This window comes from Leucobacter sp. VD1 (genome assembly GCF_037150695.1).
Lineage (GTDB): Bacteria > Actinomycetota > Actinomycetes > Actinomycetales > Microbacteriaceae > Leucobacter.
The window spans coordinates 15,505-30,618 of record NZ_JBBCPO010000003.1 but is presented as its reverse complement, the minus strand read 5'-3'; the positions used below and the strand labels follow the sequence as shown (position 1 = coordinate 30,618).

16 protein-coding genes, 1 tRNA gene and 1 pseudogene are annotated in these 15,114 nt (G+C 68.0%); 10 read left to right on the top strand and 8 right to left on the bottom strand.

Annotated elements, in window-relative coordinates; genetic code table 11:
* Positions 1–5: 5 nt before the first annotated feature.
* Genes WFL22_RS09165 through WFL22_RS09140 form a run of 6 tightly spaced genes read left to right on the top strand, consistent with a single transcriptional unit; the run spans position 6 to position 4,850 of the window.
* Complete coding sequence (locus WFL22_RS09165) at positions 6–548, top strand: hypothetical protein (protein WP_336992420.1); 543 nt, start codon at positions 6–8, stop codon at positions 546–548.
* Positions 545–2,371 carry a type IV secretory system conjugative DNA transfer family protein gene (locus WFL22_RS09160; protein WP_336992419.1) on the top strand — a complete coding sequence of 609 codons (1,827 nt, stop codon included), beginning with the start codon at positions 545–547 and terminating at the stop codon, positions 2,369–2,371. The genes WFL22_RS09165 and WFL22_RS09160 overlap by 4 nt, the downstream gene beginning before the upstream one ends.
* Before the next feature lie 45 nt (positions 2,372–2,416).
* Positions 2,417–2,872 (top strand): single-stranded DNA-binding protein, encoded by a 456-nt coding sequence (locus WFL22_RS09155; protein WP_336992418.1) that lies wholly within the window; start codon positions 2,417–2,419, stop codon positions 2,870–2,872.
* Between the two features lie 5 nt (positions 2,873–2,877).
* Positions 2,878–3,483 (top strand): hypothetical protein, encoded by a 606-nt coding sequence (locus tag WFL22_RS09150; RefSeq protein WP_336992417.1) that lies wholly within the window; start codon positions 2,878–2,880, stop codon positions 3,481–3,483.
* Positions 3,458–3,658 carry a helix-turn-helix domain-containing protein gene (locus tag WFL22_RS09145; RefSeq protein WP_336992416.1) on the top strand — a complete coding sequence of 67 codons (201 nt, stop codon included), beginning with the start codon at positions 3,458–3,460 and terminating at the stop codon, positions 3,656–3,658. Before WFL22_RS09150 ends, WFL22_RS09145 begins: the two co-directional genes overlap by 26 nt.
* Positions 3,651–4,850: a tyrosine-type recombinase/integrase gene (locus tag WFL22_RS09140; RefSeq protein WP_336992415.1), complete on the top strand. Its 1,200-nt coding sequence runs from the start codon at positions 3,651–3,653 to the stop codon at positions 4,848–4,850. Before WFL22_RS09145 ends, WFL22_RS09140 begins: the two co-directional genes overlap by 8 nt.
* Before the next feature lie 232 nt (positions 4,851–5,082).
* On the opposite strand, the gene WFL22_RS09135 is transcribed toward WFL22_RS09140, so the two are convergent.
* Together WFL22_RS09135 and WFL22_RS09130 are read right to left on the bottom strand one after the other, a co-directional pair.
* Positions 5,083–5,156: transfer RNA gene (locus WFL22_RS09135), tRNA-Pro, on the bottom strand.
* Between the two features lie 167 nt (positions 5,157–5,323).
* Positions 5,324–5,761 carry a pyridoxamine 5'-phosphate oxidase family protein gene (locus WFL22_RS09130; RefSeq protein ID WP_336992414.1) on the bottom strand — a complete coding sequence of 146 codons (438 nt, stop codon included), beginning with the start codon at positions 5,759–5,761 and terminating at the stop codon, positions 5,324–5,326.
* Positions 5,762–5,839: 78 nt separating this feature from the next.
* Between WFL22_RS09130 and WFL22_RS09125 the strand changes: the two genes are divergently transcribed.
* Entirely contained in the window at positions 5,840–6,751 is a 912-nt protein-coding gene (locus WFL22_RS09125) for an NUDIX hydrolase (protein ID WP_336992412.1), read from the top strand.
* Here the strand turns inward: WFL22_RS09125 and WFL22_RS09120 are convergent.
* Positions 6,711–7,466 (bottom strand): lysoplasmalogenase family protein, encoded by a 756-nt coding sequence (locus tag WFL22_RS09120; protein WP_336992411.1) that lies wholly within the window; start codon positions 7,464–7,466, stop codon positions 6,711–6,713. The genes WFL22_RS09125 and WFL22_RS09120 overlap by 41 nt on opposite strands.
* 26 nt (positions 7,467–7,492) lie before the next feature.
* Positions 7,493–7,963, bottom strand: a complete 471-nt coding sequence (rraA, locus tag WFL22_RS09115; RefSeq protein WP_336652175.1) for a ribonuclease E activity regulator RraA — start codon at positions 7,961–7,963, stop codon at positions 7,493–7,495.
* Positions 7,964–8,134: 171 nt separating this feature from the next.
* On the opposite strand from rraA, the gene WFL22_RS09110 reads away from it, so the two are divergent.
* From WFL22_RS09110 to WFL22_RS09100, 3 genes are all read left to right on the top strand, one after another.
* Positions 8,135–8,728, top strand: a complete 594-nt coding sequence (locus tag WFL22_RS09110) for a TetR/AcrR family transcriptional regulator (protein WP_336652176.1) — start codon at positions 8,135–8,137, stop codon at positions 8,726–8,728.
* A gap of 169 nt (positions 8,729–8,897) precedes the next feature.
* The gene (locus tag WFL22_RS09105; protein ID WP_336992410.1) at positions 8,898–10,445 is read left to right on the top strand and encodes an MFS transporter; all 1,548 of its coding nucleotides are present in this window, start codon (positions 8,898–8,900) and stop codon (positions 10,443–10,445) included.
* A 280-nt stretch (positions 10,446–10,725) separates the two neighbouring features.
* Positions 10,726–11,094 (top strand): DUF4190 domain-containing protein, encoded by a 369-nt coding sequence (locus WFL22_RS09100; protein WP_336652178.1) that lies wholly within the window; start codon positions 10,726–10,728, stop codon positions 11,092–11,094.
* 93 nt (positions 11,095–11,187) lie between these two features.
* Here WFL22_RS09100 and WFL22_RS09095 read toward each other — a convergent pair.
* The 4 genes and pseudogenes from WFL22_RS09095 to WFL22_RS09080 form a co-directional block, all read right to left on the bottom strand.
* Positions 11,188–11,478 (bottom strand): annotated as a pseudogene (locus tag WFL22_RS09095) (DUF817 family protein); the annotation flags it as partial.
* A 139-nt stretch (positions 11,479–11,617) separates the two neighbouring features.
* Complete coding sequence (gene der, locus WFL22_RS09090) at positions 11,618–13,171, bottom strand: ribosome biogenesis GTPase Der (RefSeq protein ID WP_336652179.1); 1,554 nt, start codon at positions 13,169–13,171, stop codon at positions 11,618–11,620.
* The gene (gene cmk, locus WFL22_RS09085; protein ID WP_442918972.1) at positions 13,168–13,926 is read right to left on the bottom strand and encodes a (d)CMP kinase; all 759 of its coding nucleotides are present in this window, start codon (positions 13,924–13,926) and stop codon (positions 13,168–13,170) included. Before cmk ends, der begins: the two co-directional genes overlap by 4 nt.
* A complete protein-coding gene (locus WFL22_RS09080; protein WP_336652180.1) occupies positions 13,911–14,999 on the bottom strand; it encodes a prephenate dehydrogenase in 1,089 nt (362 codons plus the stop codon). Before WFL22_RS09080 ends, cmk begins: the two co-directional genes overlap by 16 nt.
* Positions 15,000–15,114 lie beyond the last annotated feature (115 nt).

Below are 15,114 nucleotides of genomic sequence, written 5' to 3'. Positions count from 1 at the left end.
CCTGCATGTCCAAGCGTGCCCGCACGAAGACGGACCCGGCCGCGGTGGTGATGGTGCGGATGACCGTCACCGACGACGGCACCCTGCACGTCACCGTCGACGGCGCACCATATCTGCCGCCCGAGTTCTCCCCACCGTGGCGGCGGGGATCGTTCCCGACGATCGTGGACGCGATCAGCGAACAGACCGGCCGCACCCTCCGGGTCGATGTCGTCGAGACCGACGGCCGCGTCATGACCGACTTCTACACCCCACACCTACCCCGCCGCACCACCCTGGCTGAAGTGGCCGCGCAGCCCAAGCTGCAGGCTCCTGCGGTTGAAGCCGCACCAGTCGCGCCGCCACCGCGCTTACTGCAGTTCGCCGGGTCCGGGATGGTGCCGGGCGAGGATGTCGCGGTCGCGATCATCATCGCGCACACCGAGACCGGCCCAGACGGCATCGCCCGCGCGAACATTGATTCCCGCTACCTCGACCACGCACCGACCGGTGAAGTTATCCTCCTCGGCCGCATCTCCGCCACCGTCTGTGTCGGGAGGCCGCGGTGAGTTCCCCGATCCGTCCGACGGGGAGCCTCGGCGACGAACTCACCAATGCCGCACTCGTCGTCCTCGCAGCCCTCGCCCTCACCGCCGCGCTGCTCCGAGCGGCGGCCAGTATCACCGCGTTCCTCACCGGCCTCCCGCAGCCCGACGCCGGCCTCGGCGCCGGGGCCGGGGTGCTCCTGCACCCCGGCGACCCAGGAGCGGCGCTGGGCGCGCCGGGTCTAAACCTGGTCGTGTACTGGCTCGTCGCCGGCAGCCTGATCCTCGGCGCGGCTATTGGCGCGTGGTGGGTGTGGTCGCTGCTCCGGTATCACGGACGTAAGCAGGCGATGGACCCGTACCGGATCGCCGGGATCGCGACCCGCGCCGAAGTCGCAAAAGCCGGATCACCCAGAGCGCTGCTCGCCCGGGCTGGGAACCTGCGCCCCTCGCTCGAGAACCCCACACCAGCAGATGTGGGCTACCGGGTCGGGGCGTCGCGCGGGGTCGAGGTGTGGGCGTCGGTCGAGGACTCGATCCTCCTCATCGGGCCACCCCGGAGCGGGAAGGGCGTGCACATCGTCATCAACGCGATCCTCGACGCACCCGGCGCCGTCGTCACCACGAGTACGCGCCCCGATAACGTGACCGCGACGATCCGGGCGCGGGAGCAGGTGGGGCCGGTGGCGGTGTTCGATCCGCAGCACCTCGCCGACGGCATCCCCGCGGGGCTCCGTTGGTCGCCCGTCCGCGGTTGCAACGACCCGCTCACCTCCATGATCCGCGCCGCCGGGCTCGCCTCCGCGACCGGGCTCGGGAAAGGGGGCGTCGAGGGCGGCGACTTCTGGGAAGCGAAAACTCGGGTCGCGCTCCAATGCCTGCTGCACGCCGCCGCCCTCGATGGCCGGCAGCCCGCTGATTTGTTCAGGTGGACGCTCGACCCGGCTGCCGCCGGCGACGCTGTGTCCATCCTCGCCACGCACCCGCTCGCGGCCGGGGGCTGGGCGGAAGCGTTGCAGGCGATGATCGAGGCCGATCCGCGCACCAGGGATTCGATCTGGCAGGGCGTCTCCCTCGCTCTTGCCGCTCTCGCTGATCCTCGCGTGCTCAATGCGGTCACGCCGGGGCCGGAAGAGGTGTTCGATCCCGAAGCGTTCCTCGAACAGAAAGGCACCCTGTATCTCCTCGCGACCGCAGCCGGCGCAAACAACAGCGCCCCGCTGGTCGCAGCGCTCATCGAAGACGTGGTGGAGGCCGCACGGCGACTCGCGGCGCGTTCTGCGGGAGCGCGGCTCGATCCGCCGTTGTTGCTTTGCCTGGACGAAGTCGCGAACCTCAGCCCGCTGCCATCGTTGCCGACGCTCATGGCCGAAGGCGGCGGCACGGGCATCACGACCATGCCCGTCCTGCAATCCCTCGCACAAGCACGAGAACAATGGTCTGAGAACGCCGCCAGCGCGATCTGGGATGCCGCGATCGTGAAGATCATCCTCGGCGGCGCCTCCAACAGCAAGGATCTCCAAGACCTGTCCACGCTCATCGGGGAACGCGACGAAATCACCGACTCCACCACCGTCGGCGACCACGGCTCCCGCTCCGCGCAACGCTCCATCCGCCGAGTCCCGATCATGCCCCCGGACGCGATCCGCCGCCTCCCGTTCGGCACTGGCCTCGTACTACTGCGCGCAGCACCACCGATCGTGACCAGGCTGCGCCGCTGGATCCAACGCCCCGACGGCAAGCAACTCGTCGCGGACCGGCGCGCGGTCGAAGCACTACTCCACTACCGGGAGGGCGAGCCGGGTGCGGATGGTTCGTCATGCACGGACGGAGCACCTGACTCGTAGAGATGTCGTGCAGAGCGCGCGACCGTGAATGAGAAGGACGACGCGATGGAACTGCGCACCAAGACGGCTCTCCCGGGCTACCTCTCCCGCACCCCGCAGCTCAAGCGTCTTCCTGATGGGCTCGCACTGTTCATCGGCCAGCTCGGGCAGAAGCAGTACCGGGACGAAGCAGACGGAAGCCTGACGCTCCTCGGCACCAAGTACATCAAACTCGTCCTGCTCGGCGAGAACGCTGAGGAAGCGATCGCCGACTTCGTGGAGGGCGACGACGTGGTTGCCATCGGCGGCTTCAAGACGCGCAGCTACGAGCATCGCGGGCAGAGGGTCGAGGAACGTCAGTTCCAGGCCGTCAAACTCCTCTTCGACACCACGCGCGCTCGCTACCAGGTCGAACGGAAACCCCGGCGTCGCATGGAGGTGGCTCGGGAAACGCCGCGTGCAGCGGGCGCCGTCGAGTTCCGGGCAGCTCTGCCCGCCCGTGCGCTGGCGATGGGGCGGTGAGCGAGATGAACGACGCTCCCGGTGCTGACGATGAGCTCGGCGACGACCTTGATGCCGAAATCGAAGACGATGACCTGTACGACCTGGTCATGGCGAGCACCGTACTGCCGGAGCCGCCTCGCCCGATCAACTGGAATCTGCTCTCGTCCGGTGACGCGGAGGCAGAATGGCTGGCACTGAATCAGTGGGTCGATCAGATCCGCCGCACCTACGGGCTGCCCGCTTCGGTGATCCCGCCGTTCTGGTACCGGCACCCAGAACTGGTGTGGGAGCTCTCCGCCCTGCACCTGCACTGGATCGCGAGCTACGACCCGGAGCAGGACGCTTCGGGGCCGATTGCCTGGCACACCGATTTCGCGCTCGCACGCGAACGGCTCCGCGAGTGGGTGGCGACCTGCGGTACCCGCCTCGACCGGGACCGCCCGACCCGGCAGACCACCTGGCCGGGAGAGACGCCACAGCCGCCTATCGAGGATGAGGTGATAGCGAATCGGATGGAGGACTTCATCGCGTTCGTGGCCGCCGATGTACAGGCGCGCCAGGGCATCGAGGATGATTTCATTCGTGCGAAGCGAGCGGCTGATCGTGCCCGCGACGACGAGCCAGGTTGAGCCGTTGTGGAACTCGCGCGAAGCATCCGAGTTCCTGAACGTCTCGCAGGCGACCCTGTCGAGGTGGCGAAGGCAGCACGAAGGGCCGCCGTTCGTGAGCGTCGGCGGCCTCGCCCGCTACAACCCGCCGACCGTGCGCGCCTGGGTGCTGGAACGCGAGCGCGAACATGGCTGACCCGCGCCAGCACAAGATGCCGCCTATCGGAGTGAAACTCTCCACCAGCATCGAGAGCCGCGGCAACGGGTATCTCGCGCGCGTGCGCTGGACCGACCCGCACACGAAGAAGCGGCCCAGCCGTTCCGAGTTCGTCGCGACACCAGAAGACGCGGAAACGTTCTTCACGACGATGCAGCAGGCGACCGAAACCGGCGCCGACCTGCTCGTCACATTTGCTGACTACGTCGAGTCCATCGGCGACCGTTGGGAACGCGGCCTCGACGTCACCTCCACGGTCGCCGGGTACGGTGCCAGTCTCAGGCTCCGGGTGGTGCCGGCGTTCGGTCACATCAAGGTCAGCAAGATCACCACCGGGCTGATCGATCGCACCATCGACCAGTGGGAGACCGAGTACAGCCCGTCCACCATCAAGACCTCCATCGGCGTACTTGTGCGGGTGCTGGACGTTGCCGTGCGCGACGAAGTGATCCCGTCGAACCCGACGAAGAACCGGGCGCGACGCTCCTTCAACCACGTGTCGGCGCTCGAACCAGGCTCCATGCGCGCGTTCGCGATCCAGGACGTGGAGACGCTGAACGCGCTCGCAGCGAAATGCGCGGAGGTGCACCAGAGCTATTCGGATCACGTCATGCTCTGCGCGTTGCTCTCCGCGCGCGGCTCCGAGGTCTCAGGGCTCGAGGTCGGAGACATCGACTGGAAGAACCGTATCGTCAAGATCGAACGGCAGATCTACCCCGGCAAGGGAGGTCTCGTTCGCAAGCAGACCAAGGGCCGTAAGACCCGGTTCGTGCCGATCCTCGATGAGCTCGAACCAGTGCTCGTTCGCCTCTCTGCGGGCAAGAAGCCCAGCGATCCTCTCCTGCGCGGGCCTCGGGGCGGCGTGCTCACGACCGCGACCGTCCGAGACGCGACGAACTGGGATCAGGTCGTGGTCGACCTCGGGCTGCCGAATCTCACCCGGCATGGCCTCCGTCACACCGGCGCGACCTGGCTCGCTGATGCCGGGGTGCCGCTCCATGTGTTGCAGCGGATCCTCGGTCACGCTTCGATCGAGACGACCAAGGGCTACCTGCATCCCGATCACCGGCAGCTGAACGAGGCAGCCCAACTCGCGAACCAGTTCCTCGCGCGACCGAAGACGCGACAGAACAGGAAGGAGTCGCCCCGCCGCACCGGACCCCAGCTCTAACGAACCATCCGCCGTCCTCGGCTTCCGCGAGGGAGTCGAGGCCTTGTCCTGCCCGAAAAATGGCCCACTAGATTTCCACTTTTTGGCCCACTAGAGCAATATCTGGCCGATGAGCGACCGAAGCGAGACGCGGCTCACGGACCCAGTCTTGCACCCGACCCGAGCCTCAGCGAAGGTCACCAGAAACGACAGAAGCCCTGACGAGAAATGGCTTCTCATCAGGGCTTTTCCGTCGGGATGACAGGATTTGAACCTGCGACCCCCTGACCCCCAGTCAGGTGCGCTACCAAGCTGCGCCACATCCCGTTATTCAGCTGTAAGTCTTCGTGCTGAGGGCTATTGCCTTTGACCCCCAGTCAAGTGCGCTACCAAGCTGCGCCACAGCCCGTTGCTACTGCGCCTTCGCGAAGCAACCCCTCTATCTTACCCATACTTTGGGGGCGCAAATGACCACTGTGGCAAAAGCGGTGCGGTTAGCCCTCTTGCTGGTCTTCGCGGCGCGGCTCCTCCCCGAAGCGGTACTCACGGCCGCCGATCGAAAGCGTCTCGATGCGCACGAAGGTGGGTTTCAGCGTCGGCACGAACGGCTTCAGCGGCAACGCTTCGGCTTCGGCAATCTCAGCCTCGGCCTCGAGCACCCGCGCATTGCCTCGCAGCACGACGCTCCAGCCTGACTCCTCACCGATTTCGTCGACTTCGAACAGCACGGTGTGGTTGATGGTCAGTTCGGCGAGTTTGTTGCCCGCCGCGGTGCGAAAGACCACGGTGCGGCCGTCGACAACGAAGTTGATCGGCACGAGGTCGACCACATCTCTCACGCTCGTGACGAGCCGGCCCACGCGCTGCGATGCCAGCCGCTCCCAGCACTCGTCCTCCGCAAGCACGGTCACGACACTCTGGTTCTCGCTCATACCTCATTCTCTCCCCAACACCGCTCAGGCGAAAGGGTCACCACGAACGCACCCAGCCCCGCCCGCTACGCTGACACCATGAGCGATCTCCGAAATCCCGGCGATGCGTGGGTCACGGCAGCCGACGGCGGGCGCTACTGGGGCCGTTTCGGTGCCGCCGGTCTCCTAGCCCACGATCGATCGCTCGACGCGATTCTGCTGCAGCACCGTGTCACGTGGAGCGACCACGGAGACACCTGGGGTATTCCCGGGGGTGCGCGCCATGAGGGCGAGTCCGCAGTCGATGGCGCGATCCGCGAGTCTCAGGAGGAAGCGGGGGTGCCTGATCACTCGGTGACCCCCCGCTACACACACGTGCTCGACCGCGGCGGCTGGACCTACACCACGCTCATCGCCGACGTGGCAACCCCGTTCGCGCCCCGCATCACCGACCCCGAGAGTCACGCGCTCGCCTGGGTGCCCGTGGACGAAGTCGAACGCCTGCCGCTGCATCCCGCGTTCGCGGCGAGTTGGCGGCTGCTGTGGCCGCTGCTTGCGGCTCGTCCCGCGGTAGTGGTCGACTCCGCGAACGTTGTCGGATCGGTGCCCGATGGCTGGTGGCGGGATCGCCGCGGCGCCGCGGAGCGCCTGCGCGACCGGCTCGAGCAGCTGGCGGCAGACGCGGCTGGGATCCGCAGCGGCTTCCTCGATCTCCCCGAAACCCTTGTGCCCGGCCTCGACCGCGCCTACCCGGAATGGACGATGGTGGTGGAGGGTGCCGCGAAGGGCATCGACAGCAGCCCCCGCGTGCGAGTGGTCGATGCCCCCGGGCTCGGCGACGACACGATCGTCGCGGAGGCCGCCGCCCTCACTTCCTCAGACCATGCGGTGACTGTTGTGACGAGCGACGCCGAGTTGCAGGCTCGGGCGCAGGCGGTGGGTGCCGCGACGCGCGGTGCGAAGAAGCTGCTCAGCTTGTTTGCGGCGGATCCGGGCGCTTCAGCATCCTGACGCGCAGTGCACGCACGATGCCGTACGCGATCAGCCCCTGCCCCAGCGTGTAGGTGAGCATCACAGCGCCAGCCGTCCAGGTCGGCATGATCTCGGGCATGAAGATGCGCAGCGAAAGAATCGCGTCGGACACGAGAAACCAGGCCCCGCCCCACGCCACGACGGGCCCGCAACGCGACGCCATCGCCGCTGTACCGGCGAGCAGCAGCCCGTACACCATGACTGGAACGGTGAGGTTGCCGGTGCGCGGGATGAGCAGCAAGATGAGCGCCGCGTAGGCGAGCGCGTAGACGGCGGCCCAGGCAGGCAAGCGGCGTCTGGCGACGCCCCGCGCCCGCCACATGAGCAGCAGGTAGCCCACATGTGCGAGTCCGAAGCAGAGCAGCATCATGGGCAGCTCGTCGTCGAACATCGGGAAGAAGGTGGCGGCTCCGTCGCCGAGCCAGGAGAACAAGATCGCGGCCACCAGCAGCGCGACCGCCGCGGGAGCACCGCGCAGCGCACTCGACGCACTCGGAGCACCCACGCCCCCGCCACCCGCAACCGCAGCCGCGGGCATTGCGGCAGCCCAGATCACTGCGAGCGCCAGCGCCGGCATCAGGGCGAGTTTGCTGGGCGGTGCGAAGGAGCTGCCTGCGAAGAGCGCACTGACGTGCACGACGGAGATCGCCGCGTACGGCAGGAATGGAATGAGGAAGCGGATCCGCGATCCCATATGCGCTCCTCGCGTCCGGCCGGGCCTCAGCCCTCGACCAGGATCCCGTCTTCGTCGCACCACACGGTCGCGCCGGGCTGAAATACAACCCCGCCGATCTCGACGGGCACGTCGGTTTCGCCCTCGCCGGTTTTGGTGGATTTGGCGGGGTTCGATCCGAGCGCCTTCACGCCGAGCGGCAGGGTGCCAAGGGCGACGCGGTCGCGGATGGCGCCGTGCACGATGAGGCCGGCCCAACCGTTGTCGACTGCGAGGCTGCCAATGACGTCGCCCACGAGCGCGGTTTCCAGCGATCCGCCGCCGTCGATCACGAGCACTGCACCCTCGCCCGGTGACGAGAGCAGCGCTTTGAGGCGGGCGTTGTCCTGGAAGCAGCGCACTGTGCGCACCGGGCCGGTGAACCCGCTGAGCCCGCCGATGTTCTGAAACTGCAGCGACACCGACCGCAGTTCGTCGCCCCGTTCGTCGTACAGGTCTGCGGTGCTGATCTGAGCCATGCCGGCTCCTCCCCTCGATGCGCGGCCAAGTGACCGCTTCGTATCCTCCACGCTACCGGCAGCCTCGGACATTTGGGCGAGACTGCGCAGAACTCCGCAAAGTTGCGCAACAGAACGAAGCTCCTGTACAAAAGTACATGTACAGATGTCCATGAGCGAAAGGAGACACCCGTGAGCGACACCGCCACAGATGCTCCTGCGCCCGGACGTCGCGATCCCGAGGGCCGCCGCCGCGCCATCCTCACTGCAGCCACCGAAATCGTCGTGGAGCAGGGCCCCGCCGCACTCACGCATCGCGCCATCGCGACGCGCGCCGGCGTCGCCCTCGGCTCGACCACGCAGTACTTCGCCTCCATCGACGAGCTGCGCGACCTGGCTCTGCAGCAGCTCGCCGACGAGATCGACACCTCACTCACCCAGCTCGAGCCCCTGCTCGAAGGCTTCCCGCACAACCCAGCCCCGGCCATCGCCGAAATCCACGACTTCCTCCGAGACGCGCGCGCAGTGCACGCCGACGTGGCCCTCATGAGCACGGGCAGCACCGACCCCCGCATGCGGGCTCTCGCGCAGCGATGGACCGACAGGGTGATCGACCTGCTCGCCGTGCACGTCAGCCGCGAACGCGCCACGGCCATCGCCGTCTACCTTGACGGGGCCACGATTCACGCCGCACTCCACGACGCGCCGCTCGACCGAGACCACCTCGAACGGGTTCTCCTGGCACTGTGCGCGATGCCGGATCCGGCGCTCCCCGCCACCTCGTAGCTGTAGCGACCCGATCCGGCTCCCCGCCCCGGCGCCCCGCAACGACAGGCTAACGCACCGCACCGCCGGCAGCAGGCCCGCGATCCGCCACTCAACCGCAGCAGCGGAGCAGCACCGGGGCACCCGTCTCACACCTCAACCACCCACCATCGAACACGAAAGCGAACTCATGTCCACCCCCGCCCCCATCACGCCCGCACCGTCGCCGCTCAGCCGCTCGCGACGCTGGGCCGCCGTCGCCGTGCTCACCGCGAGCCTGCTCGTCATCACGATGGACATGACGATCCTCAACATCGCGCTGCCCGAGATGGCTGCCGAACTACACCCCACCTCCGACCAGCAGCTGTGGATCATCGACGTCTACTCCCTGGTGCTCGCGGGCCTGCTCGTCTCCTTCGCGGCGATCGCCGACCGATGGGGCCGCAAGCGCATGCTGCTCACCGGCTACGCCATTTTCGGCGGCGCCTCGCTGCTCGTGCTGTTGGCGAACAGCGCCGAATCGGTGATCGCGATCCGTGCCCTGCTGGGCGTGGGCGGTGCCATGATCATGCCGATCACCCTGTCGCTGATCCGCGTCATCTTCACCGACCCGAAGGAGCGCGCGACGGCGCTCAGCATCTGGGCGGCCGTGTCGGGTCTTGGTGCCGCGGTGGGCCCGCTCGTGGGCGGGCTGCTGCTTGAGCACTTCTCGTGGCACGCGGCGTTTCTCATCAACGTGCCGCTCATGGTCGCGGGCGTCATCGCGGGCATCATGATCCTGCCCGAGTCGCGGGTGCCCAACCCCGGCCGCTGGGACGCGATCGCTGCGGTGCTCTCGCTCGCGGGCATGACGCTCGTGGTGTGGGCCGTGAAGACCTTCGGCAAGGAGGCGAGCTTCCTGGTGCCGGAGGCGCTCGTGGCGTTCGCTGCCGGTGCCGCACTGCTGGCCTGGTTCATTGTGCGCTGCGTGCGCAGCGACTCGCCGCTGCTCGAACTGCGACTCTTCCGTAACCGGGAGTTCTCGGCCGGCATTGTCGCCGCGCTCGGGTCGATGTTCGCGATGGCGGCGGCCCTGCTGCTCATCGCCCAGTGGATGCAGCTCGTCGACGGTGCCACACCGGTGGAGGCGGGCGTGCGCCTCTTCCCCATCGCGATCGCCGGCGCCATCGCGTCGCTCGCGGCTCCCCCGCTCGCCCGCATCTTCGGCGCTCGCACGGTGCTTGCCGGCGGGGTGGCCCTGGCCGGGGTTGGCATGCTCATCATCGCGCTGCAGCCAGGCACGCTGTCGACGATCACCGTGCTGATCGCGCTGACTCTGGTAGGCGCGGGCACCGGCTCGCTCGCGATCGGGTCGGCGATGATCATGCACGGCTCCCCCGAGGAGAAGGCCGGCAACGCAGGCGCCCTCGAAGAGACCTCGTATGAGCTTGGTGCGGTGCTCGGCGTCGCAATTCTGGGCAGCATTTCCGCGCTCATGTACCGGGCCGAGCTGGTTGCGAGCGGCGCGCTTGCGGGGCTCGACGCGAAGCTGAGCGCGCAGGCGGAGGCGTCGCTGGGTGCCGCGGTGGCGATCGCCGACGAGGCGGGGATTCCCGCGCTCGCCAGCGAGGCCGGGGTGGCGTTCACCCACTCGCTGCAGGCGACGGGGATCACCGGCGGCATCATCATGCTCGCGGTCGCCGCGGCAGTGTTCGTGATGACGCCCAAGGGCACCGACGTCTCGGGCGTCTCTCACTGACCGGTGTGCTCGTCGGTGCCGGTCGGGTCGCGGCCGGCACCGACGAGCGGTGCCTGCTGAGGTGGCGGATCGCGAGGCTGCGGCGGCTCTCGGCACAGGGGCAGATTCGAGACGAACCGCCGCAGCACGGAGTGCCTCCGCGAAGGTTCCCGGGTGCCACTTCGAGGGTGGTACCCGGGTATGAGCGGGTCAGTACCTGGGCAGGACGCGGGGCTTGGGGCTGCGAACGTAACGTTGAAGCATCATCACATCACAGGCTTCTCTCGAAAGGATCCGCACCATGAGCACCACAGTTCTCCCCTCCGACACCACCCCCGAGTTCGCCGCCGCTCAGCAGTCCGCGCAGCCGCAGCAGGCTCCGCAAGCTGCGCAGCCTGAACCGACCGCAGCCGATACTTCCCGCACCTTCGCGATCACCAGCTTTGTGCTCGGCATCGCTTCGGTGGTGAGCGGCTGGACCTTCATCGCACCGATCACCGGCCTGGTCTTCGGGGTGCTCGCGCTGCGTCGCAAGACGGGTGAGCGCACGCTGGCGCTCTGGGGTGTGTGGCTGAACGCCGCGATGCTGGCGCTCACGGCGCTCGCCGTGCTGGTGATCGTCGCGCTGCTGGGGTTCGGCCTCCTCACGATCCCCTTCATGGCCGCCTGAGCCGAGTGAGCGGCCCGATGGGCCGCAATGCCTGGCACGACTGCGCGCCCGGTGCGATCTCCACTCGAGATCGCTCCGGGCGCGCAGTCGTATTCAGAGCGTCACCCGCTCTTCGTCCGATAGATCGGGCGTTCGGGGCGGGTACACCCACGTCACCATCACCACAGAGATGATCATCAGCAGGAACCAGGCGATGAGCTTCTGCGGCGACACCAGCTCCCAGCCGCCCTGCTGATGGGGGTAGAGCCACGCCCCGCCCCAGGTCGCGACATTCTCGGCAATCCAGACGAAGAGGGCCACTCCGGCGAACACCAGCAGCAGCGGCACGCGCAGCGTGGCGCGCCACACCCGGAAGTGCATGACCGTGCGCCCCCAGAGCAGCAGCGCACCGAACACGCACGCCCAAGCCTGCTTGAGCAGGAACACCGCGCACTCGATGGCTACGGAGCCGCGGCCCCCGCACCCTGAAACACCACGTCGCCCCGAGGCAGCCTGGCTACCTCGGGGCGACGTGTATACGCGCTTAGCGGCGTTGGCGACGCTCGCGGATGCGCATGTTGAGCACGATGGGCGTGCCTTCGAAGCCGTAGCGCTCACGCAGACGGCGCTGGATGAAGCGACGGTAGCCGGGGTCGAGGAAGCCCGAGGTGAACAGCACGAATGTGGGCGGGCGGTTCTGCACCTGCGTGCCGAAGAGGATGCGCGGCTGCTTGCCACCGCGCAGCGGGTGCGGGTGCTCCTGCACGAGTTCGGCGACGAAGGCGTTGAACTTGGCGGTGGGGATGCGGGTGTCCCACGACTCGAGCGCTGCTTCGAGCGCCGGCACCAGCTTTTCGAGGTGCCGCCCGGTGCGGGCCGAGATGTTGACGCGGGGCGCCCAATCGACGTGCGCAAGATCCTGCTCGATCTCGCGCTCCAGGTAGCGGCGGCGATCGTCGTCGAGCAGATCCCACTTGTTGAACGCGAGCACGAGCGCGCGGCCAGACTCGAGCACGAGGTCGATGATGCGCAGATCTTGGTCGCTGATCTCCTGGGTCACGTCGATGAGCACGACCGCAACCTCGGCCTTCTCAAGCGCGGCTGCAGTGCGCAGCGAGGCGTAGAAGTCTGCACCCTTCTGCAGGTGCACCCGACGGCGGATACCCGCCGTGTCGACGAAGGTCCAGACGCGACCGGCGATCTCCACCTGCTCGTCAACGGGGTCGCGGGTGGTGCCCGAAAGCTCGTTGACTACCACGCGCTCTTCGCCGGCAGCCTTGTTCAGCAGGCTCGACTTGCCCACATTAGGGCGGCCGAGCAGTGCGACGCGACGGGGGCCGGCAAGCTTCGGCTGCGCCACAGCCGACTCCTCGGGCAGCGCCTCGACGATGAGGTCAAGCAGATCGGCCACACCGCGCCCGTGCAAGGCGGAGACAGGGTGCGGCTCGCCCAGACCGAGCGACCACAGCTGTGCCACCTCGGGCTCGAGCACTGCGTCGTCGACCTTGTTGGCGACCAGGAAGACGGGCTTGTTGGTGCGACGCAGCAGCTGCACCACGCGCTCGTCGGTTGCGGTGGGCCCCACGCGCGAATCGACAACGAACATGACCACGTCGCAGAGTTCGATGGCCACCTCGGCCTGCAGTGCAACGGAGGCGTCGATGCCACGGGCGTCAGGCTCCCAGCCGCCGGTGTCGACGAGCGTGAAACGAGTGTCGAGCCACTCGGCGGAGTAGCTGACGCGGTCGCGGGTCACGCCGGGCACGTCTTCGACAACGGCTTCACGGCGTCCGAGGATGCGGTTGACGAGCGCCGACTTGCCCACGTTGGGGCGACCCACGATCGCAACGACGGGCAGGGCTTCGGCGAGCGGTTCGGAGAATCCGAGAAACTCGCCGTCGTCACTGATGATTGCGAGGTCGTCGTCCTCGAGGTCGAAGCCGTCGAGGTTCGAGCGCATCGCGCGCAGGCGCTCCTCGTCGGTGACGTCAACGTCGAAGTCGTCGCCGACGATGATCTCGTCTTCTGAGATGGCGGAGGCGTCGAACACCTCGGTCTCGCCTGGTTCGGCTGCCGCGCCGGGAATCTGCTCGTTCATTGCTTGCTCTCTTCTGCGGCACTCGGCGCCGCTCGTACGATATCGACCACAGCCTGCACCGACTGCTCGAAGTTAAGGTCGCTCGTGTCTACGAGCGTCACCCCCGGTGCGGGGGTGAAGAATTCGACCACGAGCGCGTCTTTCGCGTCGCGGGCGATGATGTCGGCGAGCACCTGCTCGTGCGACATACCGGCCAGTTCACCGGCTCGGCGCTGAGCGCGCACCTCCGGCGAGGCCGTCATGAGAATGCGCACCGGCGCTTCCGGGGCGACGACGGTGGTGATGTCACGCCCCTCGATCACCACACCGGGCAGCCCCGACTGTGCGACGATGCGCCGGAACATCTCGTTGAGTTGCTCGCGCACGGCGGGGTGCTTCGAGACGCGGCTCACCTGACCGCTCACTGCGGGGTCGCGGATCTCGGCGGTGACGTCGATGGGCTCTCCTGTGCCGCCCTCGGCCGCCGGCAGCGCCACGGTGACCCACTGCTCACCGCGCAGGGTGATGGTGAATCCCCAGCCGGCCAGCAGCGCGAGCACCGCGGCTTCATCGTCGAGGTCGATGCCTGAGTGGAGTGCCGCCCACGCAAGCGAGCGGTAGGCCGCACCGGTGTCGAGGATGCCGAATCCGAGGCTGTCGGCCGCAGCGCGTGACACGCTCGACTTGCCGCTGCCCGCGGGGCCGTCGATCGCGACCAGCAGGGGCGCAGGCACAGTGTTGGCGTGCATCGCAGCGTTGTTCACAGCGTCCTCCATCCGCGTTCGGCGAGCCCCTCGATCGCTCGTTCGGCTACCTCAGGCAGCACCGCGATCTCTGCGAACCCGATCTGCGCGCCCGGCGAATGCTCAAGGCGCAAGTCTTCCATGTTAATGCCCAGTTCTCCGAGTTCGGTGAGCAGGCGCGCGATCTGCCCGGGCCTGTCGTCGACCAGCACGGTGAGTGTGGTGAAGCGCTCGGACGATCCGTGCTTGCCGGGGATGCGCGCCACGCCTCGATTGCCGGCCGCGAGCAGGTCGGCGATGCGCCGCTTCGCGCCCGCCTGGGCGGGGTCGCGCAGTGCCTGGGTGAAGGAGGAGATGTCGGCGGCGAGCGCGTCGAGCAGTTCGACCACCGGCTCGCGGTTTGCGCCCAGAATCTGCACCCACAGCTCGGGGTCGCTCGATGCGATGCGGGTGGTGTCGCGCAGCCCCGCCCCTGCCAGGCCGATCGCTTGTTCGGTTGCCGGCACCAGGCGCGCTGCGAGCAGGCTCGACATCACCTGCGGCAGATGAGAGACGAGGCCCACGGAGCGGTCGTGCTCTTCCGGCGTCATTTCGATGAGCACTGCGCCGAGATCGAGTGCGACCGCTTCGACGAGCGCGAGTGCTTCGGCAGGGGTGTCGCGGTCGCGGCACACCACCCAGGGGCGGGCGGTGAAGAGATCGGCGCGAGCCATGATCGCGCCGCCGCGTTCGCGCCCGGCCATGGGGTGAGAGCCGACGTAGTTGGTGAGATCGATGCCACGGCGCGTGAGCTCGAGGAACGGCGCCAGCTTGACGCTCGCGACGTCGGTGACCACGGAGCTCGGGTATTCAGCGAGAGCGCGCTCGACGACGTCGGCAGTGACGTCGGGAGGCGTCGCGACGACCACGAGCGCGGGGGCCTGATCTTCGGCGGTGCGCACTCGCCCGGCTCCGTAGTCTGCGGCGAGCGCGACCGTGGTGGGCGACAGATCTTCAAGAGTCACATCGACGCCGTGTTCACGCAGACCGAGCCCCACGCTCGCACCGAGCAGCCCGGCTCCGATAATGTGCACGGTCCCGCGCGTGCGCGCCTGCAATTCGTTCATCGTGCACCTCCCTTTCCGCCGCCGCGTGGCCCCTGCTTTCGCGGGCCACCACTGGCGCGGCCCGGCTGGGCGGATCCGCCTCGCGGTGGTTTTCCAGTCTGCGGGCGACCACTGA

Coding starts and splice junctions, on each gene's coding strand:
- WFL22_RS09150 (WP_336992417.1), top strand. CDS start 2,878: ATGAACGACGCTCCCGGTGCTGACGATGAGCTCGGCGACGACCTTGAT.
- rraA (WP_336652175.1), bottom strand. CDS start 7,963: ATGGCTCAGATCAGCACCGCAGACCTGTACGACGAACGGGGCGACGAA.
- WFL22_RS09080 (WP_336652180.1), bottom strand. CDS start 14,999: ATGAACGAATTGCAGGCGCGCACGCGCGGGACCGTGCACATTATCGGA.
- der (WP_336652179.1), bottom strand. CDS start 13,171: ATGAACGAGCAGATTCCCGGCGCGGCAGCCGAACCAGGCGAGACCGAG.
- WFL22_RS09140 (WP_336992415.1), top strand. CDS start 3,651: ATGGCTGACCCGCGCCAGCACAAGATGCCGCCTATCGGAGTGAAACTC.
- WFL22_RS09130 (WP_336992414.1), bottom strand. CDS start 5,761: ATGAGCGAGAACCAGAGTGTCGTGACCGTGCTTGCGGAGGACGAGTGC.
- WFL22_RS09120 (WP_336992411.1), bottom strand. CDS start 7,466: ATGGGATCGCGGATCCGCTTCCTCATTCCATTCCTGCCGTACGCGGCG.
- WFL22_RS09155 (WP_336992418.1), top strand. CDS start 2,417: ATGGAACTGCGCACCAAGACGGCTCTCCCGGGCTACCTCTCCCGCACC.
- WFL22_RS09125 (WP_336992412.1), top strand. CDS start 5,840: ATGAGCGATCTCCGAAATCCCGGCGATGCGTGGGTCACGGCAGCCGAC.
- cmk (WP_442918972.1), bottom strand. CDS start 13,926: ATGGAGGACGCTGTGAACAACGCTGCGATGCACGCCAACACTGTGCCT.
- WFL22_RS09100 (WP_336652178.1), top strand. CDS start 10,726: ATGAGCACCACAGTTCTCCCCTCCGACACCACCCCCGAGTTCGCCGCC.
- WFL22_RS09105 (WP_336992410.1), top strand. CDS start 8,898: ATGTCCACCCCCGCCCCCATCACGCCCGCACCGTCGCCGCTCAGCCGC.
- WFL22_RS09165 (WP_336992420.1), top strand. CDS start 6: ATGTCCAAGCGTGCCCGCACGAAGACGGACCCGGCCGCGGTGGTGATG.